Genomic DNA, 22011 nt, shown 5'->3' with positions numbered 1-22011 from the left:
TCGGAGCCAAACCAACGGCAAGCAACCATCAGCTACACCCCACCGCTCTGGGCATCCAGGGCACCAACCCCAGACACCTACAAACTTAGGGAGCACCCATGTTCACTTCGAGCAAGGCTCCGATCCTGGCGGGTGTCGACGGTTCCGAGGTGGCGCTTGCCGCCGTGCGCTGGGCCGCTATCGACGCCGCCCACCGCCACGCACCGCTGCACCTCGTCTACCTGACCGGCGGCCTCGGCGACCACGGTTCCGGCGTCGAGTTCGGGCCGTCCGTCCCCGGCAGCTATCGGTGGGGCGGCCCGGACGCGTTGGAGATCGCGTACGCCACGGCCATCGCCGAATCCGCTCCGATCAATCGGATCGACGTGACCGCGGAGTTGACCAACGCCGCTCCCGTTCCGGCTCTGCGCCGCCGATCCGAGACCGCGCGGCTGCTCGTGGTCGGCGCCCATGACCTCGGCGCGTTCAGCCGCGCGATGCTGGGATCGCTGAGCACCGCGCTGGCGCGGCAGGCGGGATGCCCCGTTGCCGTCGTTCCCCGTGGCGTCGAGCACGGCGACGGGCCTGTCGTCGTCGGCGTCGACGCCTCCACGAGCAGCGCGGCGGCCGTCGCATTGGCATTCGACGAGGCCGCGTTTCGCGGCGCCGGTCTCGTCGCGGTGCACGCGTTGTCCGGCTTCCCCGGCTCGCTCATCGAATCACGGGAGGGCGGCGAGGGATTGCTCGACCGGAGCCTGGCAGGGTACAGCGAGGCGTATCCGGAGGTGACGGTTCGGCGTGTCGTGGTCGAGGACCACCCCGCCAGGCGACTGCTCGAGGCGGGCGAGAAAGCGCGGTCGATCGTCGTGGGCAGCCGCGGGCACGACGAATTCTCCGCGATGCCGCTCGGTTCGGTCAGTAAAGCCGTACTACACGGGGCGCAGGTGCCGGTGATCGTCACCAGACCGGCGAGCTTTGCGCGGCACCCCCGCAATCGGCGATAGGCGGCACCGCCACCGCGATCGACGGACCGGCAACGCTCCGAATCACGGTGCACCACGGGCAGCCGTGGGCGCGTAGCAGAGGCCGCACACGACGGCGGGCGACGACTGCCGATCCGATTGTGCCGCTATCGAGCACAACCGACCGTCCAGCCGCCGCCCACCGAGGACGCAGCCCGCCGCCGTCAGCCGTCCAGGCGCTCCTGGATGGCTTCGATGACGCGAAGCCGCAGTTCATCGGCGCGGATGACCGCATCGACAGAGCCGACTTCGACAGCGCGCTGGATATTGTGGATGCGGTCGAACTCCGCGGCCACTTCACCGAGTTTCTCCGCGCGCACCGAGGAGCGCAGTTCGTCCAGTTCCGCGCTCAGCGTGGCGCGATCGGTACCGGACGCGTTGGCGACGCGCACCTCCAGCTCCTGCACCCGCGGGTCGGCCGTGGTGCGGGTGGCGACGTCACCGGAGAACACCGCCGCCGCGGCGGGCGCGCCGCCGAGCACCGAGGCGAACGATCCTTCCAGCGCCAGGACGGTCATGTTCGGGTTCAACGCCTTCGAGAAGACGACGAACGCGCCACCGTGATAGCGGGAGATCACGCAGAACACGATCGGACCGTCGAAGTTGACGATCGCACGACCGATCTCGGCGCCGTACTCCAACTGCAACTTGCGCATCGACTCCGGCGACCCGTCGAAGCCCGACAGGTTCGCCAGCACCACCAGTGGCCGGTTGCCGCTCGCGGCGTTGATCGCCCGCGCGGCCTTCTTCGACGATCGGGGGAACAGCGTGCCCGCGGTGTAGGTGTCCGGGCCGTCGGTGGGCGGAAAACCGTGCCGCGGCACGCCCCGGGACTCGATGCCGAGCAGGCACACCGGGATTCCGCCCAGATGCGCGTCCTGCACGACGGCGGTCTCGGCGTCGGCCATGCCCGCCCAGCGCTCCAGCACGGGGTGGTCCTGGTCGGCGACCGCGCGCATCACCGTGCGGATGTCGAACGGCTTCTTCCGGTCCGGATTCGCGGTGGCCGAGAAGATCTCGCCGACGGTGGCGAAGTCGCTGCCCGCCAGGACGTGCGGGAAATCGGAGATGTCGCGATCGATGGGATCGCTGGTCTGCGACCGCCGCGGCGCCTGCTCACCGGGGACGATGTAGGTGTGGTCGTAGTGCGCCATCAGGATGTCGCGCGCCGCGGCCAGGTTCGGCGCCCAGTACTGCGCCTGTCCGTTCGGACCCATGACCCGGTCGTAGCCGCCGATGCCGAAGTTGTCCTCGGCCGACACGCCGCCGGAGAAGTCCAGCGCCTGCTTACCGGTGAGCACCATGGCCGAATCCGGCGTCATCACCAGGATGCCCTTGGTGTGCATGAGCATGGTCGCCTCGGCGTTCCAGTACGGCTGGGCTCCGACGTTGATGCCCGCGACCACGATGTTGATCTCGCGGCCCGCCTGGGTGAATTCGACGATCCGCTTGAGCGCGGCCGCCACCCAGTCCATGTTCTCGGTGCCCGATTCCATCGAGATGCGAGCGCCCGCCGACAGCGCGTACCACTCCAGCGGCACCTCCAGGCGCTCGGCCAGGTCCAGTGCGGCGATCACCCGCCTGCACTCCGGTTCCGACAGCGCGCCCAATGCTTTCGTCGGGTCGCCGAGCAGCACCACCCGCGTGACGCCCTCCGGATGCTTCGGGGTGGCCGTGGTGATGACGCCAGCGACGATCGCGGCGGTGTTGCGCCCCTTCGGCCGGTCGACCGGGACCAGCGTGTGGTCGCCGTCGAGGTCGTATTCGGTGAAATTGCCGAGCAGGCCGGTCAGTTCGTAGGGGTACACCGCATTGCGGCCCGCGGCGCGCAGCACCTTCTGCCGGTAGGCGTCGAGCGGTTCGATCGGTTCGTCGGACGGCTCGCCGAAGGTCACCACGGTGCCGCCCGCGGCATCGAAACTGATCCGGATGGCCACCTTCACCAACTCGCCGGTGTCCGCGTCGCGTTCCCGCGCGATGAGCACGATTTCTTCGAGTCCGGCGCCCGCGGTCGTCGGCAGCACATGGCCGCCGATCCGCTCGAGCTCGGCGCGGGTGACATCCAGCGGCGGCCAGACGTACATCACGATGCGATTGGTGTTGAGCCGCTTCGCCGACGGCCGCCGCGACTGCGCCCGGCGGATCGAGTCGAGGCAGGTGGCGATCGTGCTTTCGGCGGTCGGCAGCGCGAGCAGCCGTCCGTCGTGTTCGCGCAGCGCGGTCAGGTCCCGCACCTGGGCGAACGCGATCAGCCGGTCATCGGCCGGATTGTCCTTCGCGACGCACCGGAACAGATAGATCTCCTCGTCGTCGGACGACGGCAGGCGGGTGAGATCGAACTTGCGCAGCCGCTCCATTTGCATCCGCTGCGCGATGTACGGATGCAGGCCGCGGATCAGCCGTTCCTCGGCGGGGCCGGTGGCCGACGGGCGGAAGGTGAAGTGGTGATGCATGACCGCGCCGTTGCTGCCCGCGACCGTCGCGGTGATCCGGTGCACCTGCTTCGGCAGCGGCTGCGCGCTGAGCACCGAGTGCAAGGCCGCGGCCATGGCGTCGAAATCGGCGGGCTGCTTCTCCCAGCTGAGATAGATGTCGGCGTCGATCGACACCGCGTCGCCGGTCAGTTCGGCCAGCCCGCGCACCGCGGCGCCGAGCGCGTCGAAGCGCACCGCGGCGGACACCAGGCTCGCACCGTCGCGGTCGGCGATCAGGTAGCGGCATCCGTCGACATCGTGGGTGCGGACGCCGGTGAGCCCCTTGTTGCCGTAGTACCGGCGGGTCAGCACCTCGAGCATCGCCGTGTTGTCGTCGCTGCCCCGGACCAGCCGCTGGCCCAGCAACCGCACCAGCGGTTCGGTGCTGCGGACCATGTCGGAGATACGCTCCGCGCGATCGGGGGCGTCGGGATGGGTGTCCAGGTACCGCAGGGACCGGCGGACGTTGGTGTACACGCGGGCGCGATTGCGCCGCAGCAGCGGCTGGCCGTACCAGCCGAACACCAGACCGCGAGCGAGATCGGCGACGACGGGGAAAGGCACCTGGGTCGCGGCGACCAGCCGTTCCAGTGCCAGACCGACCGGTTCGCGCAGGGCTCGATCGGGCATCCGCTCGCCCAGCCACTCCCGCAGCAGTGCCGTCACGACCGCGACGGTGTCGGTGCGTTGCTGGGCGAGGAAGATCCGGAAGACCGCGGCCTCGAGCTCGGGGGAACGTTCCAGATCGGACACGCCGTAGTGGCCGAGCGCCCGCGCGAGCTTGCTCTTGAACGATTCCGGCAGTCCGGCCCGTTCGACGTCCAGGCTCTGCAGGTAGGTGTGGAAGTACTCGCGGGCACTGTGGACATGCCCTTGGGCGTCCTCACCCGACGGCCGGTTGTGGCTCAACTCGGCGAGGTCGGTGAACACGTCGATGAGCTCGAGTTCCTCCGCCAGCGGCCTGCGGTCGTCCGCGACGGCGATCCGGCGGGCATCGAGGTAATCCGACAGGACCCGGCGGTCGTCGTGCGGATCGACGTCGAAACCGAGCAACAGGCCGCGCAGGTCCTGCGACCGTCGGACGAGCCGCTCGTGCGGATGAGCCTGCGCATCCCCGGCGGGCAGGTCCAGTTCGACCGACCCGACGGCCGCGGTCTCCTCGACCGCGTCATCGACCAGGCGCTCCAGCCGCAGCAGCGGTGCCCCGGTCTCCACCTGGGTACCGACCGAGACGGCGCATTCCTTCAGCCGCGCCTTGAACGGTGCGCGCAGCACCGTCTCCATCTTCATGCTCTCCAGCACCAGCAGCGGCGCGTTGGCCTCGACCTCGTCGCCGACCTGCAGCGGCGTGGCGACCACGAGCGCGGGTGCGGGTGACCGGACGACGCCGCCCTCGTCCCGGCTCACCCGATGGGTCACACCGTCGACGTCGACCACGTGGATCGGCCCGTGCGTGCCCGCGGTGACGCGGAAGGCGGTGCCGTTGACCACGATCTGGCCGGAATGCCGGTCATAGCGGACCAGGTCGACATCGGCGGTGCGGATGTCCTCGCCCGCCTCGATGCCGATGCGGAACCGATGCGCGCCGGTACGAGCCACGCGCACGCGATAGCCGACTCCGCGCAATTTGAGGTCGAGCGGTCGGCCCGCGTGATGCTGCACCAGGGGACGACCGCCCGCGGCGGTGGACAGCAGGCGGTCCCGCTCGGCCCGTTCCTCTTCCTCGTAGGCGTCGATGGCGGCGGCCGCGAGCGCGACGGCGGAATTGCGGTGCGAGACGAGGCGACCCTGTCCGCGCACCCGGTCGATCCAGCCGGTGTCGGCGCTCGCGTCGATCACCTCGGGCTGGTCCAGCAGTTCGAGGACGAAACTCTTGTTCGTCGCGCCGCCCTCGATGATCACCCGGGTCTGCCCGACGGCCCGGCGCAACCTGCCCAGCGCCTCGGACCGGTCGCGACCGTAAGCGATGATCTTGGCGATCATCGAATCGAAATCGGCGGGGATGACATCGCCTTCGCTGACGCCGGTGTCGACCCGGATACCCGGACCCGCGGGCAGGTCCAAACGGGCGATCCGGCCCGGCGCGGGAGCGAAGTCGCGGTCGGGATCCTCGGCGTTGAGCCGCGCTTCGATGGCGTGCCCACGCTCGGCGGGCGGCTCGCCCTCGAGCCGTTCACCGGAAGCCACCGCCAGTTGCGCGCGAACCAGGTCGAAACCGGTGGTCTGCTCGGTGATCGGGTGCTCGACCTGCAGACGGGTGTTGACCTCGAGGAACGCGAACAGCTCGTCCCCGGGGTGGTAGAGGAACTCGACGGTCGCCGCGCCGCGGTAACCGACCGCGACCGCCAGGCGCTCGGCCGAGGCCTTGAGTTCGGCGACCTGCTCGGGCCGCAGCACCGGTGACGCGGACTCCTCGATGACCTTCTGGTTGCGCCGCTGCACCGAGCAGTCCCGCACACCCAGCGCCCAGGCGGTGCCCTGACCGTCCGCGATCACCTGGACCTCGACATGGCGAGCGCCGGTGACGAGCCGTTCGAGGAACACCACACCACTGCCGAACGCGCGGGCGGCCTCCTGCCGGGTGCGTTCGTAAGCGTCGACCAACTCGGCCTCGTCGGTGACCACGCGAATACCGCGCCCGCCGCCGCCCGCGGTCGCTTTCAGCATGAGCGGGTAGCCGATGTCGGCGGCGGAGGCGAGCGCGTCGTCGACGGTCTCGACCGGGCCGCGGCTCCAAGGCGCGACCGGTACACCGACCTCTTCGGCGATGAGCTTCGCGCCGATCTTGTCGCCGAGTTTGCGCATCGCCTCGGCATCCGGACCGATGAAGGTCACGCCGATCTGGTCGCACAACTCGGCGAACGCCGGATCTTCGGCGACGAAGCCCCAGCCGACCCACGCGGCGTCGGCCCGGGTCGCCACCAGCGCGCGTTCGAGCGCCTTCAGATCCAGGTACGGTCGCGCGGAGGCCGGCCCCAGGTCATAGGTGATGTCGGCCTCGCGCACGAACGTCGCGTTGCGATCGACATCGGTGTAGAAGGCGATGGTCTCGATCGAACGTGCCGTTTCCGCGGCCAGGTCTCGGACCGCGTGGATGAGGCGCATGGCGGCCTCTCCCCGGTTCACAATGGCGATGCGGCTGAACACTCGCCGTCCTTCCTCTCCGAAGTTGTGGCCCGGTCGACGGGCAAAGGGTGAATACCCTTTGTCGCACATCCGGTCGGTGGAATTACACCTGTCCGGTGGTTACTCGGCCGTATCGTCGCGCGGGTGCGGGGCAGGCGCGCCGGGTAGCCCGCTGCCGACTGCGACGGTCAGGTAAGCGTGGAGTGATCCGGCAGCCGTCGGTCGCAGAGATGGCGATACCTGCGACGGCCACCCCGACGCCGCATGGTAAGCATCGTTCACCACGCGAAGGTTAGAGGCAGGCCGGTGCCGCGTCAATCTTTTCGCCTCGCGTACGCTCGCGTCGTCGGATTCCGCTACGAAACCAGAAACGCGAATTACTGGTCGGTTTCGAATATTTTAGCGAGTGCCGAGAGCGATGGAGTCGGAACCTGCACGCGACCGGCGCGTCTCCCCTCTCGCAGATGTCTCCCCTCTCGCAACCGGGAAAGCTGCCACTTCGCGACCCACCGGAAGACCTCGTGACGAGGAACCGCGCGGCCATCCCGGGTTCACCTCCTCACCCGGGGTACGGAGCCCGGGACTCGGCGCGCCCGCCGTCGCGCGTTCCGATCGCGATCTTCCCCACCTCGGCCATCCGTAGGCATACAAAGGCTCGGATGCCGATCCACCCCGTCGCGCTGCCACCCCGCACCCGGTAGGAGGCCTGGCGCGCCGACCAGGGTGACGATCGGGATCCCACAGGTCACAGATGCGCATGAAGCGGACCGCCTTCGCCGACGCGCGACGTCCGGACAGACCGCGAACCGGTTGAGCCGATCAGCCATGACGCAACCGCGCCCGTCGATTCGGACGAAGCCGACACCGCGGTCAATTATGAACCGGCGCAGCGATGTTCGCCGAATCTCGAACCTTGCCGTAGAGAACAGCGCGCAATCCGGCGGTGAACCTCAGATCCCGATCACCGGTCATGATCGCGAGGACATCGTCGGCGCCCTCCTGCCGAGCATGATCACCGGTCGAAATCCGCGCCACCAGGGAATCCCACTCGCCCGCGTTGCTCAGTTCGAGATAGGCCTGTTCCTCGATGACGAAACCCGTGATGTAGGAACGCAATACCAAAACGATCTCGCCGACGCCGAACTGCGGCAGAACCACACCGCGGAGGAGTGTCGTCAGCGTACTGGAGACTCTGATGGTCTCCGGCGAAGGCGAGTACGAGCCCGCGACGACGCGCCCTCCCTCACGAAAACGAAGTATCGCCGCACGAATACGGTGACAGCAGATCATCGTCTGCGCGACATCGGGGTTGCCGAGGTCGATATCCGACAGGTCGACGGCCCGGAAAATGGTGTCGGCCATCGCACGCTGGAGATCCTTCCGGTCCCGTAAATGCTTGTACAACGCACCGGGCGTCACCCCCGCCGCGGCTGCCAGCCGTCGCATCGTGAGCGCGTCCAGACCGTTCTCCGAGACGTAATCGTGAGCGATGTCGGCCAAACGATCCCGGGTCAACCCGCGCTTGATCATCACTATCGCCCCGATCCCGCGCCGCGATCAGGCCCAAGGACGCGGCGAGCGCCACCTCCCACGTCATCGACACATCCGACTCGTCGAGCCACCCGACGGACATCTACGAAGCGGAGGCCGTCCAGATCTCGCGAACACGAGACGGAGGTGTCAACGACCGTCGAGTGAGCAATGTTCACCGCGCCGAGGCTAGGACAAGCTCCGCACTGCCGTCAACCGCTCTACCGTTGATAGATGTTTCAATGCGCATATCTAAGTATGAACATGCAATTCTTCCCGCGGTGCCCGACGGGAGCGGAGTCCCCCTTGTCACCCAGCTGGGCGTTCCGCCGTCAGCGCTATGTCGGTGCAGGTACGGCCCAGCCTCCGCATTCGCATGCGCCGCCGTTTCGGATGGTTACCATCAGACGCGATGCATGTTGAGTTGATGCTCGATTCACTCGATGGACTGTCCGTGGGAGACGCGCTGGGGGCGGAATTTCCCATCATGGGCCGGTCGATTCCGGACCTTCGGGCCGGCAATCTCCCGGCCCGGCAGTGCGGGTGGACCGACGACACCGAAATGGCCTGCACCGTGGTTGCCGAACTCATCGGTCGCGGTGGGATCGACCAGGATCGGCTCGCCGCCGCCTTCGCGCGCCGATTCGACCCGAGCCGTGACTACGGCTTCCTGGCGGTCGCCACATTGCGCCGAATCCGCGACGGCGTGCACTGGCGGGAGGCGGCCGGAGCCGTGTTCGACCACCAGGGATCCTGTGGAAACGGTGCGGCCATGCGGGTCGCTCCGCTCGGCGCCTTCTACGCCGGCGATCCGGAAAAGATCGCCGCCGAAGCGGCGCGGTCGGCGCAGGTGACGCATCTGCATCCGGAAGGCGTCCTCGGCGCGGTCGCGGTGGCGCTCGCGGCCGGTCAGGCCGCTCACGCTCGCCTGCGCGGAAGTAAGCCTACGCCAGCGGATTTCATCACCGGCGTCCTCGACCGCCTCGACGACGGCGAGACGACCCGCCAGATTCGCCGTGCTCTCGGTCTGCTCGAGGCCTCCGCGAAAGAGGCCGCGGACGAACTCGGCAACGGATCCCTGGTCACCGCGCAGAACACGGTGCCGTTCACGATCTGGGTAGCGGCGACGCATCTCGACGACTACCCGGCCGCGATCACCACGTGTATCGCGGCAGACGGCGATATCGACACCACGAGCGCCATCGTCGGCGGAATCGTCGCCGCCCACACCGGCACCGACACGCGCCCCGGCCCGCTCGCAGGAGTGCCGCGGACCTGGCTCGCCGCGCGAGAACCGTTGCCCGGCTGGTTCGACCCCACCCGCCGACCACCACGGCGCAAAGATTCTGTTTCCGGCCGCGTCCGGAAGTGGCTATCCGGCGCGTCGTGAGAACAACCAGCTGACGCCGTGGATCGGCAACACCAAGACGCCACTCCCCCGTCGTACTTCCTCCCCTACCCTGGCGCCCGCCGCGCCGGTCGCGGCCCAGAGTCATGTGGTCGCAGAGCTTTTCAACCGAGCAGCGCCGATCATGCGGTGCCGTGAGCGATGTCCTGCGCCCACGGGCGCCCTTGGCCAGAAGAAGTGGCACATCCGATCGGTGACCTCACCTGCGTGACCCCGCTCCGGCGCGGGCGCGGTCCAGGCGGGCGCATCGGATTCCACGGGCATCCGGCGAAGGAAACGCTCCAGGCAGGCCTCGTACTGCCCGAGATTCTGCGGCCAATCCAGCGCCGCGAAACAGCGACTCCGCCATCGAGGCCGCTGCGGCCGGTCGTCGCGCGGACTCGAGGCGAAGCATGCCGCCAACGGCGCGCAGCAGGCGCGGTTTCAACTCCACAGGGTCACATGCACTTTCGGGCGAAACCGAGTGACGCCCACGCCGGACCCACGGATCATCGCCTGGATGCATCGCGGGGTGGTGATGAAGCGCAGCAGTTCCGACACCGCGGGCTGGCGGGAATCGGGCGGCAACGTGGTGGCGCACCACTCGTCGGATACCTGGAGCCCCGGTCCCTTGACGTGGATCAACCGACCGGCCGCGAGATCGGCGGCCACGGCGAAACCGATCGTCAGGGTGATGCCTCCGACCCGGCGGACCTCTTCCAGAGCGGCGGCGTCGCTCTGGAAGATCCGCTGATGGGATTCGGGTACGGCTAACTCGCGCAGCATCGTCGCGATGTGCCCGTCCACACTGCCCGCGCTGGGACCCAGCATCCACGACTGCTCCCGCAGCAGCGCCGGATGTGCGGCGGTGCCCGCCACAGGGCTGTCGGGGCGGGCGACCGAGATGATCTGATACTTCAGGAACGGCCGGGCGGCGATGGCCGTGTCGGCGTTCTCCGGCCCGGGCCCGAGCGCGATGTCCACCGCACGGGTCTCGATCAGACCGCGGAACCGGCTGGTGGGGTGCACGCTCAGCTCGACCGCCAGATCCTTCGCCCGCGCCGCGAACAAGTCGATGAGGCCGGGCGCGGCATGTTCGGCGAACGCGCTCGATGCCGCGATGCGCAGCAGCCGTCGGCCGTGCGCGGCTTCGCTCACCTCGATCGCGGTCTGTCGTTGCAGTCCGAGGATCTCGATGGCCCGGCTGGCCAGGCGCAATCCGCCGGGCGTGAAGGCCAGCCCCGCCGCGGCGCGGGTGAACAGCGGGTCGTCGAGCTCTTTGCGCAGCTGGGCGATGTGCAACGAGACACCGGCGTCGGACATCCCCAGCTCTCTGGCCGCCGCATGGACGGAGCCGAGCCGCACCACGGTCGAGTAGGCCCGAAGCTGGGCGGGCGTCACGATCCGAGTCTAGTTTGGAGGTGGACGCGGTGCCTACCGCCGTATCGCGCCCGGAGGACGCATCATGCAGGACGTGCTCACGGATCTGATGGCAACGTGGAACGCCGGGGGCACGGCTGGGGTCGCGACGGTGGTGCGCACCTTCCGTTCGGCGCCGCGACCGCCAGGCGCCGCCATGGTCGTCGCCCCGGACGGGACGGTGGGCGGTTCGGTCTCCGGCGGCTGCGTCGAAGGCGCGGTATACGAACTCGCCACCGATGTCGTGCGCACCGGTCTTCCGGTGTTGCAGCGGTTCGGGTTCTCCGATGACGACGCGTTCGCCGTCGGCCTAACCTGCGGCGGCGTCATCGACATCTTCGTCGAACCGATCTCCCGGAAGACGTTTCCGGAACTCGGCGAGGTGGCCGCGGACATCGCCGAGCACCGGCCGGTCGCGATCGCGACCGTCATCGAGCACCCGGACCCCGGCCGGATCGGGCGGCGGCTGCTGATCCGGCCGAGTGACGCGCGCGGCACGCTGGGGTCGGCGCGCACCGACGACGCGGTGATCGATGACGCGGCCGGGTTGCTCGCGGCGGGCCGCAGCGAGGTGCTGTCCTATGGCCCGGACGGGCAGCGTCGCGGCGAGGGCATGGCGGTTTTCGTCGCCAGTCATGCCAGGCAGCCGCGGATGCTGGTGTTCGGGGCCATCGATTTCGCCGCCGCCGTGGCGCAGCAGGGATCATTTCTCGGATACCGGGTGACCGTATGCGACGCGCGGCCGATCTTCGCCACATCGGCCCGGTTCCCGACCGCCGACGAGGTCGTCGTCGACTGGCCGCACCGCTTCCTGGCCGCGCAGATCGCGGCAGGCGCGGTCGACGCGCGGACCGTCGTCTGCGTGCTGACCCACGATCCCAAGTTCGACGTTCCGCTGCTCGAGGTGGCCCTGAGGGCGCCGCGGATCGGTTATGTCGGCGCCATGGGGTCGCGCCGCACGCACGACCAGCGGCTGGCCCGCCTGCGGCAGGCGGGCCTCACGGAGGAGCAACTCGCCCGGCTCGCCAGCCCGATCGGGCTGGATCTGGGCGGCCGGACGCCGGAAGAGACGGCGGTGTCCATCGCGGCCGAGATCATCGCGCGGCGCTGGGGCGGGCACGGCCGTTCGCTGACCGGAACCGGCGGACGGATTCACCACACCGGGCCGACAGCCGATTAAGTGATTACTTAATCCGGCCTTGACCCGCAGTTCAGCGGCGCAGAAGCTGAGCTTCTCCCCATGAATGTGAGGTGGGTCACATGCAGGTGCCCGGACCATTCGAATACGAGCGCGCGACGGGCGTGGATCACGCCGTCGGACTCCTGGACCGGCTCGGAGAGGAGGCGCGCATCATCGCGGGCGGGCACAGCCTGTTGCCGATGATGAAACTGCGCCTGGCCAATCCGGAATATCTCATCGACATCAACGACCTGGCTGCCGAGTTGGGCTATATCGTCACCGATCCGACCCTGGTGCGCATCGGCGCGATGGTGCGGCACCGGCATCTGCTCGAATCCGACGATCTCGCCGCGGTGTGCCCGATCTTCCGTGACGCCGAGCGCGTGATCGCCGACCCGGTCGTGCGCAACCGCGGCACGATCGGCGGCTCGCTGTGCCAGGCCGATCCCGCCGAAGATCTGACCACGGTCTGCACGGTTCTCGGCGCCACCTGCCTGGTGCGCGGACCGTCCGGCGACCGGGAGATCGCGATGGACGACTTCCTGGTCGGCCCGTACGAGACCGCCATGACGCGAAACGAGCTGCTGATCGAGATCCGAATCCCGGTGCGGCATCGGACTTCCAGTGCGTACCGGAAAGTGGAGCGCCGGGTCGGCGACTGGGCGATCGCGGCGGCAGGCGCGACGGTGACACTGCGCGACGGTGCGATCGCGGCCGCACGGATCGGCCTGACCGCGGTCGACCCCGATCCCGCCGCATTGGCCGCCGCGTCGGGCCTGCTCATCGGTGAGCCGCCCACCGAAGAGGTCTTCGCGGAGGTGGGCCGCCGGGCGAGCGCGGCGTGCTCACCCGCTTCCGATTCGCGTGGCAGCGCGGACTACAAGCGCCACCTCGCCTCCGAACTGACGATTCGCGCGCTGCGCACCGCGGTCGAGCGCGTACTGAACGATCCCGCGCTGAGAGGGAACTAGCCATGCAGGTAACCATGACCGTCAACGGCGAGCAGGTGACCGCCGACGTCGAACCGCGCACCCTGCTCGTGCACTTTCTACGAGACCAATTGCGGCTCACCGGAACCCACTGGGGATGTGACACCAGCAACTGCGGCACCTGTGTGGTGGAGGTGGACGGCGAACCGGTGAAGTCGTGCACGATGCTGGCCGTCATGGCCGGTGGGCGTTCGGTGCGCACCGTCGAGGGACTCGAGGTCGACGGCAAGCTCGATCCCGTGCAAGAAGGCTTCATGCAGTGTCACGGGCTGCAGTGCGGATTCTGCACGCCCGGGATGATGATCACGGCCCGGGCACTGCTCGACCGCAACCCGGATCCCGACGAGCAGACCATCCGGGAGGCGATCTCCGGCCAGATCTGCCGCTGCACCGGATACACCACCATCGTGCGGTCGATCCAGTGGGCCGCGGCGAAGCAACGGGGCGAAGCGGCGGAGCCAGAACCCGCACCCACCGCGGCGCCGGTAGGGAGCACATCATGACCGCCGTCGAATCCCGGCCGGAAGACCGCGTCGACAACGACCGCAAGCCGTGCGGGCACGGCAGGATGCTCCGTAAGGAGGATCCCCGGTTCATTCGCGGACGCGGGAATTTCGTCGACGACGTCCAACTGCCCGGCATGCTGCATATGGCGATCCTGCGTTCGCCGTTCGCGCACGCGCGGATCGTGAGCGTCGACGTCTCCGCGGCACAGGCGCATCCGAAGGTGAAGGCGGTCGTCACCGGCGCGGACCTCGCCGCCAAGGGACTGGCCTGGATGCCGACGCTTTCCAACGATGTGCAGGCGGTGCTGGCGACCGACAAGGTCCGGTTCCAAGGCCAGGAGGTGGCCTTCGTCGTCGCGGAGGACCGCTACGCCGCGCGTGACGCGCTGGAACTCATCGACGTGGAGTACGACATGCTCCCTCCGGTGATCGATGCCCGGACCGCGCTCTCGCCCGAGATGCCGGTGATCCGAGATGATCTCGAGGACAAGCGGGACAACCACTGCTTCGACTGGGAGACCGGTGACGCCGCCGCGACCGAGGCGGTGTTCGCCCGCGCGGACGTCGTCGTCGAGCAGGAGATCGTCTATCCGCGCGTGCATCCCGCCCCGATGGAAACCTGCGGTGCCGTCGCGGATCTCGATCCGGTGACCGGCAAGCTCACCCTGTGGTCGACGAGTCAGGCGCCGCACGCCCATCGCACGATCTACGCGATGGTGGCCGGGCTGCCCGAGCACAAGATCCGGGTGATCGCACCCGATATCGGCGGCGGGTTCGGCAACAAGGTGCCCATCTACCCGGGATATGTTTGCGCCATCGTCGGGTCGCTGCTACTGGGCAAACCGGTCAAATGGATGGAGGATCGCAGCGAGAACCTGACCAGCACCGGGTTCGCCCGCGACTACATCATGCTCGGTGAGATCGCCGCCGACGCCGACGGCAAGATCCTGGCCATCCGGTCCACCGTGCTCGCCGATCACGGCGCGTTCAACGGCACGGCCGCACCGTTGAAATATCCGGCCGGCTTCTTCGGTGTCTTCACCGGCAGCTACGACATCGAGGCCGCCTACTGCAAGATGACCGCGGTCTACACGAACAAGGCCCCCGGCGGCGTCGCCTACGCGTGCTCGTTCCGGATCACCGAGGCCGTCTACTTCGTCGAGCGGTTGGTGGATTGCCTCGCACAGGAACTGAAGATGGATCCGGCGCAGCTGCGGCTGCGCAATCTGCTACGGCCCGAACAGTTCCCGTACACCAGCAAGACCGGTTGGGTCTACGACTCCGGTGACTACGAGAAGACCATGCGCTTGGCGATGGACATGATCGGATACGACGCCCTGCGCGAAGAGCAGCGGGAAAAGCGCGCCCGCGGTGAGTTGATGGGCATCGGGATGGCTTTCTTCACCGAAGCCGCCGGCGCGGGACCGCGCAAGGATATGGACATCCTCGGGCTCGGGATGGCCGACGGGTGTGAGCTGCGGGTCCACCCGACCGGCAAAGCCGTTGTGCGGCTGTCGGTGCAGACCCAGGGGCAGGGACACGAGACGACGTTCGCCCAGATCGTCGCCGAGGAGCTCGGGATACCGCCGGACGACATCGACGTCGTCCACGGCGACACCGATCAGACCCCGTTCGGCCTCGGCACCTACGGCAGCCGCTCGACGCCGGTCTCCGGCGCCGCTGCCGCGTTGGTGGCGCGGAAGGTGCGCGACAAGGCCCGGATCATCGCCTCCGGCATGCTCGAAGTGTCCGTCGCGGATCTGGAGTGGGAGAAGGGCTTGTTCCACGTCAAAGGCGACCCGTCCGCGGCCGTCACGATCCAGCAGATCGCGATGCGAGCACACGGCGCGGGTGATCTGCCGGAAGGCATCGAGGGCGGACTCGACGCGCAGATCTGTTACAATCCGGCGAATCTCACCTACCCCTATGGCGCGTACTTCTGCGTCGTGGATGTCGACCCGGGGACGGCCGTGGTGAAGGTCCGGCGCTTCCTCGCCGTCGACGACTGCGGGACGCGGATCAATCCGATGATCATCGAGGGTCAGGTGCACGGCGGCATCACCGACGGCATCGGCATGGCGCTGATGGAGATCATCGCCTTCGACGAGGACGGCAACTGCCTCGGCGGATCCCTGATGGACTACCTCATCCCGACGGCGCTCGAGGTTCCGCATTTCGAGACCGGGTACACGGTCACTCCTTCGCCGCACCACCCGATCGGCGCGAAAGGTATCGGCGAATCGGCGACCGTCGGATCACCGGCGGCAGTGGTCAACGCGGTGGTGGACGCGTTGGCGCCCTACGGGGTTCGGCACGCCGACATGCCGCTGACGCCGTCGCGGGTCTGGGAAGCGATGCAGGGCCGGGCCACACCGCCCGTCTGAGTGGGGTGGCAGCTATGGGAACACCGATGAAGATGACCGAGCGTGCACAGCAACTGGTTCGGACCCGGACTCCGTTCGTGCACGCGACCGTCGTCCGAGCGCAGCAGCCGACCTCGGCGCATGCCGGGGACGAGGCGATCCTGTTGCAGGACGGGACGATCGAAGGATTCGTCGGCGGCCAGTGCGCCCAGAACTCGGTCCGCAAGGCCGCGCTGGGCGCCCTGCAATCGAACGAGAGCGTGCTGCTGCGCGTGCTGCCCGACGGCGACCTGCAATTTCCCGAAGCCCCCGGCGCGGCTGTGGTGGTGAATCCCTGTCTGTCCGGCGGAGCGCTGGAGATATTCCTCGAGCCGCAGGTTCCGGCGCCTCTGGTGCGCATCTGCGGCGCGACACCGATCGCGGACGCACTGGCCGAAATGTGCGCGCTGGTGGGATTCGATGTGCGGCGCGGTGCCGGCGGAGCCGACTCCCCGGATTCGCTGACCGACACGACCGCGGTGGTGATCGCGAGCCACGGCGGCCCGGAAGCCGAGACGATCCGCGCCGCGCTCGACTCGGGTGTGGGGTATGTCGGTTTGGTGGCCAGCAAGATCCGGGGAGCGTCGATTCTGGACGAGCTCGGCTTGACCGACGCCGAGCAGATGCGCGTGCGCACCCCGGTGGGCCTGCCGATCGGCGCCAAGACCTCGGCGGAGATCGCCGTCTCGATCGTCGCGGAAGTGATCCAGGCGATCCGCAAGGGCGGCTTGGCCGTCCCGGTTCGCCTGTCGAGCGTCGCGTTCGAGGCGCTCGATCCGGTGTGCGGTATGACCGTGGTGGTCGGGCCGGACACACCACATCTCACCGTCGACGACATCGACTACTGGTTCTGCGGCTCCGGCTGCCGCACTTCCTTCGCCGAGGCGAAGACGGGCTCATGACAAACGGATTCGTCACCGGGGTCGTACTCGCGGCGGGAACCTCACGGCGTCTCGGCACACCGAAACAGCTACTGCCATACCGCGACAAGACACTTCTCGGCGCCACACTGGACGCGGTTCGAGCCTGCGGTTTCGATCAGATCATCGTCACCCTCGGCGGGGCGGCCGCGGCGGTCCGGCAGCAGGTCGATCTCACCGGGGTGGAGGTGGTCGTGGCCGACGACTTCGGTTCGGGCTGTTCCTCGTCGTTGCGTTCGGCCCTGGGCTCGGTACATCCCCTGGCTCCCGGAATCGTGCTGATGCTCGGTGATCAACCGGGTCTGTCTGCCGCGACCGTCGAACGACTGATCGCCGATGCGACGACCGCGGCGATCACGGTCTGCGGCTACCGCGACGGCGTCGGGCATCCGTTCTGGTTGCCCCGCGGTCTGTTCGGCCAGTTGGCCCGATTGCACGGCGACAAGGCGGTCTGGAAGATCATCGAGTCGGGCCGCGTCCCGGTGTCCCGGCTCGACGTCGACGCAGCGGCGCCGTTGGACGTGGACACCTGGGCCGATTACGAGCGCCTGCGCGCCTCGACCACGCCATGATCTCGCCGTTCGCCGATATCGAGGACGTGGTCCGGCGATTCGACGCCGACGACTACCTGCTCGACACCGGTACCGCCGCCGCCTTCTATCTGGCCACCACGTTGGGTCGGCCCCTACTGCTGGAAGGTGAGCCGGGAGTCGGCAAGACGACCGCGGCGAAGACCCTTGCCGCCGTGCTCGCCGCTCCGCTGATCCGCCTGCAGTGCTACGAGGGCCTCACCGTGAACGAAGCGCTGTACGACTGGAATTACCAACGTCAGCTGCTCAGCATTCGGCTCGCCGAAGCCCGCGGCGCCGACCTCACCGAAGCCGACTTGTTCACCGAGGCATTCCTGGTCGACCGTCCGATCCTGCGCTGTGTCCGCTATCGCGGTCCGACGCCCCCGGTGCTGCTGGTCGACGAAATCGACCGTGCCGACGACGAATTCGAGGCGTTGCTGCTGGAATTCCTCGGTGAGGCCGCGGTGACCGTGCCGGAACTCGGCACCTTCACCGCCGCGCGGCCGCCGCTCGCGGTGCTGACCTCGAACCGCAGTCGAGACCTGCACGACGCGCTGCGGCGGCGCTGCCTCTACCACTGGATCGACTACCCCGAACCGTCCCGCGCGGTGGCGATCGTGCGACGCACCGTGCCCGGGGCGACCGACGCGCTGATCGAACATGCCACCCTGTTCGTCGCGCACGCTCGCGGTCTCGATCTCGACAAGCCGCCCGGCGTCGCCGAGACCATCGACTGGATCGCCGCGTTGGCGACGCTCGATGTCGCCGATCTCGTCGCGCCGGAGGCGGTCGCAGCACTCAGCGCGCTGGCGAAGACACCCGACGACCGCGCGACCGTGCGGGAGGCGTTCGCCGAATACACGCGAGACCTGGCTACCGGATGAGAGGGATGCCGCAATGAAGATCGCCAACGAGTTCACCGTGAACGCACCCGTCGAGCAGGCATGGGAGGTACTGACCGACCTCGAACAGGTCGTCCCGCTCCTGCCCGGCGCACAGATGGTCGGATGGCAGGGAGACGACTTCCTCGGCAGATTGAAGGTCAAAGTCGGCCCGGTGACCAGCGAATTCACCGGCAGAGCGCAGTTCGTCGAGCGCGACGAACACGACCATCGTGCCGTCATCAGCGGGCGCGGCCGGGATTCGCACGGATCCGGGAACGCCGCCGCGACCATCACCACACGGCTGCGCGCGGACGACGGCAGGACCCGGGTCACCGTCGACACCGACCTCAAGGTTGTCGGCAAACTCGCCCAGTTCGGCAGCGGAATGCTGCAACAGGTGTCCGAGAAGATGATGGGTCAGTTCGTCGCGTCCTTGGAAACGAAGCTCGCGGCTGCCGAGGAGACCTCGGTGGCGCCGGTAGCCGAGCCGGACCGCCGAGCAGCGCAGCCGGTGGCGCCACCCGAGCCCGCGCCGCTGGACCTTGTCGAACTCATGGGACCCGCGATGATCAAAAAGTATGCGCCCGCGGTCGTGTTCGTGCTCGCGACAGTGCTCGGAATAATCTTCCTGCGCAAGCGGATACGCACGAATCTATGACGCGGGCGGCACTGCTGCGCGGCGTGGATCTGGCGGCGTTCGCCGTCGCGGTGGTCGCGCGACTACGGGGAAGTGGCGTCGCGGTGGCGCCGAGCGGTCCCGCGCTGTTCGTGCAAGCCTGGCGTCGCATGGCACCCCGCTCGCGCACCGAACTCTACTGGGCCATGCGACTGACGCTCGTCGATCGCATGCAAGATCTCGCCGCCTTCGACGCGGTCTTCGCGGCGGTGTTCGCCGACGCGGTGCTGGGTGTGGACCCGGCGAGCCGAACGCACGGGCTACCGGCCGAACGCGCGTCGGCGCCGGGCACAGTCGGCCGGGGGCGGTCTCGGCACGGCGGTGACGTTCCCTGGGCGACGCCACGATCGGCAACCGGCGCCGACCGGTCCACCGACCAGGCTCCGGCACTGCCGGATGTGCTGCCGAGCCGGTTCGCCGCACGGGAGCAAGAACCGTTCGCCGGCTTCGATCCGGACGATCTGCGAACGATCGGCGCCTGGCTGGAACAGGCAGCGGCATTCTGGCCGCAGCGCCGCAGCACGCGCCGGGAAAGTGATCCGCACGGCAAGCGGATCGACTTCCGGGCGACGATGAACCACTCGCGCCGCACCGGCTGGGAGTCGGCGGTGCTGGTCCGCACCCGTCCCCGGCGTCGCCCGCGCCGGATCGTCATGGTCTGCGACGTCAGCCGCTCCATGCAACCGTATTCGACGATCTACCTGCACCTGATGCGGGCCGCCATGCAACGCCGTTCGTCCGATCGACCCGAAGCGTTCGCCTTCTCCACTTCCCTGACCAGGCTTACCCCCGTGCTCGCGCACCGTTCCCCGGAGGTGGCGGTGGCCCGGGCCAACGACAAGGTGCTCGACCGCTATGGCGGCACGCACATCGGCCGATGCCTCGGCACACTGCTGGCGACTCCGTCCGGCAACGCGGTGCGCGGCGCCGTCGTCGTCATCGCCTCGGACGGTTGGGACAGCGACACTCCCGATCTCCTGGCCCGTGCGATGGCCCGGATCAGACGCCGGGCTTGGCGCGTCATCTGGCTCAATCCTCGTGCGGGCGAGTCCGGGTTCCAGCCGGCCACTGGCGCGATGGCGGCAGCCCTGCCGTTCTGCGACACCATGATGCCCGCGCACACTCTTGCGGAGATACACGCGTTCGTTCGGATTCTGGCATCGTCGTCTGTGTCCGCCGACCCAGGTCGATACCCGATCCCGTCCCCGTGATCATCGAGAAACCTTGCGGTGGCGCAAACCAGACGGATCGGCGACCTGATGAAAGTGGAGAACGTCCACCACTCCTATGGCAGACGGTCGGTGCCGCGTGGCATCGACTTCGTGTTGCTTATGCCGTTGCGGATCTACGGCGGGCCGAGGAGACCATGGGGATCCCCCGGTTCTCCGAGTACACCGGTGCCTGCTTCCAGCAGACCGGAGAAGAGGTGGTGCTTGGACGGGTAATAGCGATACAACGTGCCCAGCGCGACGCCCGCCGAGGCCGCGACATCGGACATCTGGACGTGCTCGAGCCCGCGCTCACTGCCCAGCCGCGCGGCCGCGCGAAGGATGGCGCGACGACGCGTGCTGGCGTTGACCGCGCACTTCGGCCGTGCGATGCGCACCCGGCGGCGCGGCGGAATCCTGCTGGTCGGGTCGCTGGCCGGCTACCTGGGATCACGGCAACACACGGTGTACGGCGGCGTGAAGGCGTTCGGGCGGATCTTCGCCGAGAGCTTGTGGCTCGAACTGCGCGACCACGACGTCGATGTGCTCGAACTCGTGCTCGGCGTGACCCGGACACCGGCGATGGAGCGAGTCGGTCTCGACTTCGACATCCCCGGCATGCCGGTATCGGAACCCGACGATGTCGCCGCCGAAGGGCTGGCGATGCTCGGACACGGACCGGTGCACATCGTCGCCGGACACGAGCGCCCCGCCGCGCAACGCAACGATCCCGATCGCGCCGCGGCCGTGCTGCGCGCCGACCGGACGATGCGCCGCCTGATCGGTCTTGCCGCACAGGGCAGCGAATGAGAATCGGACTGTCCACTCCCATCCTGGTGCAGAGGTCCCCGGCATCGCCGCGCCGTGGGAGGCCACCGGCGGTGCGGCGGAACTCACCCGGATCGCCGAAGCCGCCGACAATCTCGGATTCGATCACCTGACCTGCTCCGAGCATGTCGGCGTGCCCCCCGAGGCCGCGGCGGTGCGCGGATCGACGTACTGGGACCCCCTGGCGAGTTTGTCGTTCTTGGCGGCGAGGACCACCCGCATACGGTTGGCGACCTCGGTTCTCGTCCTCGGCTATCACCACCCGCTGGCGCTGGCGAAACGCTACGGCACGCTCGACCGGCTCAGCGGGGGCCGAGTCGTCCTCGGCGTCGGGGTCGGCTCACTGTCCGAGGAATTCGCCCTGCTCGGAGCCGAGTGGAACGCGCGGGGCACCATCGCCGACCAGAGGCTGTCGGCTCTGCGCGCCGCTTGGGGACAACGCGAAGTCGACGGCTTCGTCATCGAACCGCACGCCACTTCCGCCGAGCCGACGATCTGGGTGGGTGGCCGCACGCGCCGATCGCTACGCCGGGCGGTCGAATCCGGCAGCGGCTGGGCGCCTTTCGGGCTGTCCGCCGACGCGCTCGCCGATCACCTGCGATCGGTGACACTGCCCGACGGGTTCGAGGTGGTGCTCAACCCAGGGCGCGCGTTGGACCCGATCGCCGACCCCGAGGACGTACGACGCCGCCTGATCCGACTGCGTCACGCCGGAGCCACCGTCGTCAACTGCGCGATTCACGCCTCCGGCGCCGACCACTACTGCGACCAGCTCGCCGCACTGCACACCTTGGCCGGCGCGCTCTGACACCGACGAAGGGACTCTCAATGACCGTGTCAAGCCGCAGCAGTCGTCGGGGCGGGTGTGTCGAGGCTGAATTCACGTCCGTCGCGCAGCAGTGCCCACAG

General features: G+C 68.5%; 15 protein-coding genes and 2 pseudogenes. 13 read left to right on the top strand and 4 right to left on the bottom strand.

The genetic code is table 11. The annotated features are described in order from the left end of the window. Positions 1-98 precede the first annotated feature (98 nt). Positions 99-983, top strand: coding sequence for a universal stress protein (locus tag ACWEH3_RS33610; RefSeq protein ID WP_450025320.1), 885 nt, complete (start codon positions 99-101; stop codon positions 981-983). A 182-nt stretch (positions 984-1165) separates the two neighbouring features. Here ACWEH3_RS33610 and ACWEH3_RS33605 read toward each other — a convergent pair whose 3' ends face one another. Then, a complete protein-coding gene (locus ACWEH3_RS33605) occupies positions 1166-6622 on the bottom strand; it encodes an ATP-binding protein (RefSeq protein WP_450025322.1) in 5457 nt (1818 codons plus the stop codon). 849 nt (positions 6623-7471) lie between these two features. Next, positions 7472-8131, bottom strand: coding sequence for a TetR/AcrR family transcriptional regulator (locus ACWEH3_RS33600; RefSeq protein WP_450025324.1), 660 nt, complete (start codon positions 8129-8131; stop codon positions 7472-7474). A gap of 412 nt (positions 8132-8543) precedes the next feature. On the opposite strand from ACWEH3_RS33600, the gene ACWEH3_RS33595 reads away from it, so the two are divergent. Continuing rightward, entirely contained in the window at positions 8544-9521 is a 978-nt protein-coding gene (locus tag ACWEH3_RS33595; protein ID WP_450025326.1) for an ADP-ribosylglycohydrolase family protein, read from the top strand. 441 nt (positions 9522-9962) lie between these two features. Here the strand turns inward: ACWEH3_RS33595 and ACWEH3_RS33590 are convergent, their stop codons facing one another. Further along, positions 9963-10919: a LysR family transcriptional regulator gene (locus ACWEH3_RS33590; protein ID WP_450025328.1), complete on the bottom strand. Its 957-nt coding sequence runs from the start codon at positions 10917-10919 to the stop codon at positions 9963-9965. Positions 10920-10983: 64 nt separating this feature from the next. Between ACWEH3_RS33590 and ACWEH3_RS33585 the strand changes: the two genes are divergently transcribed. From ACWEH3_RS33585 to ACWEH3_RS33545, 9 genes are all read left to right on the top strand, one after another. Further along, the gene (locus ACWEH3_RS33585) at positions 10984-12117 is read left to right on the top strand and encodes an XdhC family protein (RefSeq protein WP_450025330.1); all 1134 of its coding nucleotides are present in this window, start codon (positions 10984-10986) and stop codon (positions 12115-12117) included. Between the two features lie 80 nt (positions 12118-12197). After that, on the top strand, positions 12198-13088 hold the full coding sequence (locus ACWEH3_RS33580) for an FAD binding domain-containing protein (RefSeq protein WP_450025332.1): 891 nt from the start codon (positions 12198-12200) through the stop codon (positions 13086-13088). Between the two features lie 2 nt (positions 13089-13090). Next, the gene (locus ACWEH3_RS33575; RefSeq protein ID WP_450025334.1) at positions 13091-13609 is read left to right on the top strand and encodes a (2Fe-2S)-binding protein; all 519 of its coding nucleotides are present in this window, start codon (positions 13091-13093) and stop codon (positions 13607-13609) included. Then, a complete protein-coding gene (locus ACWEH3_RS33570) occupies positions 13606-15996 on the top strand; it encodes an aerobic carbon-monoxide dehydrogenase large subunit (protein WP_450025336.1) in 2391 nt (796 codons plus the stop codon). The genes ACWEH3_RS33575 and ACWEH3_RS33570 overlap by 4 nt, the downstream gene beginning before the upstream one ends. Positions 15997-16022: 26 nt before the next feature. Next, positions 16023-16916, top strand: coding sequence for an XdhC family protein (locus tag ACWEH3_RS33565; protein ID WP_450025348.1), 894 nt, complete (start codon positions 16023-16025; stop codon positions 16914-16916). Continuing rightward, a complete protein-coding gene (locus ACWEH3_RS33560; protein WP_450025338.1) occupies positions 16913-17506 on the top strand; it encodes a nucleotidyltransferase family protein in 594 nt (197 codons plus the stop codon). The genes ACWEH3_RS33565 and ACWEH3_RS33560 overlap by 4 nt, the downstream gene beginning before the upstream one ends. After that, on the top strand, positions 17503-18390 hold the full coding sequence (locus ACWEH3_RS33555; RefSeq protein ID WP_450025340.1) for an AAA family ATPase: 888 nt from the start codon (positions 17503-17505) through the stop codon (positions 18388-18390). The genes ACWEH3_RS33560 and ACWEH3_RS33555 overlap by 4 nt, the downstream gene beginning before the upstream one ends. 13 nt (positions 18391-18403) lie before the next feature. Beyond that, a complete protein-coding gene (locus ACWEH3_RS33550; RefSeq protein ID WP_450025342.1) occupies positions 18404-19048 on the top strand; it encodes an SRPBCC family protein in 645 nt (214 codons plus the stop codon). Beyond that, complete coding sequence (locus ACWEH3_RS33545) at positions 19045-20277, top strand: vWA domain-containing protein (protein ID WP_450025344.1); 1233 nt, start codon at positions 19045-19047, stop codon at positions 20275-20277. Before ACWEH3_RS33550 ends, ACWEH3_RS33545 begins: the two co-directional genes overlap by 4 nt. A gap of 134 nt (positions 20278-20411) precedes the next feature. Here ACWEH3_RS33545 and ACWEH3_RS33540 read toward each other — a convergent pair whose 3' ends face one another. Beyond that, positions 20412-20672 (bottom strand): TetR/AcrR family transcriptional regulator, encoded by a 261-nt coding sequence (locus tag ACWEH3_RS33540; RefSeq protein WP_450025346.1) that lies wholly within the window; start codon positions 20670-20672, stop codon positions 20412-20414. Here ACWEH3_RS33540 and ACWEH3_RS33535 point away from each other — a divergent pair. Next, positions 20632-21084, top strand: a pseudogene (locus ACWEH3_RS33535) (SDR family NAD(P)-dependent oxidoreductase); the annotation flags it as partial. The gene ACWEH3_RS33540 and the pseudogene ACWEH3_RS33535 overlap by 41 nt on opposite strands. Beyond that, positions 21081-21910 (top strand): annotated as a pseudogene (locus ACWEH3_RS33530) (TIGR03619 family F420-dependent LLM class oxidoreductase). The pseudogenes ACWEH3_RS33535 and ACWEH3_RS33530, both read left to right, overlap by 4 nt. Positions 21911-22011: the final 101 nt, after the last annotated feature.

The organism is Nocardia sp. NPDC004718 (genome assembly GCF_053601535.1).
Note: the sequence above shows the minus strand (reverse complement) of the source record. Positions and strands in the feature narration are given on the sequence as shown.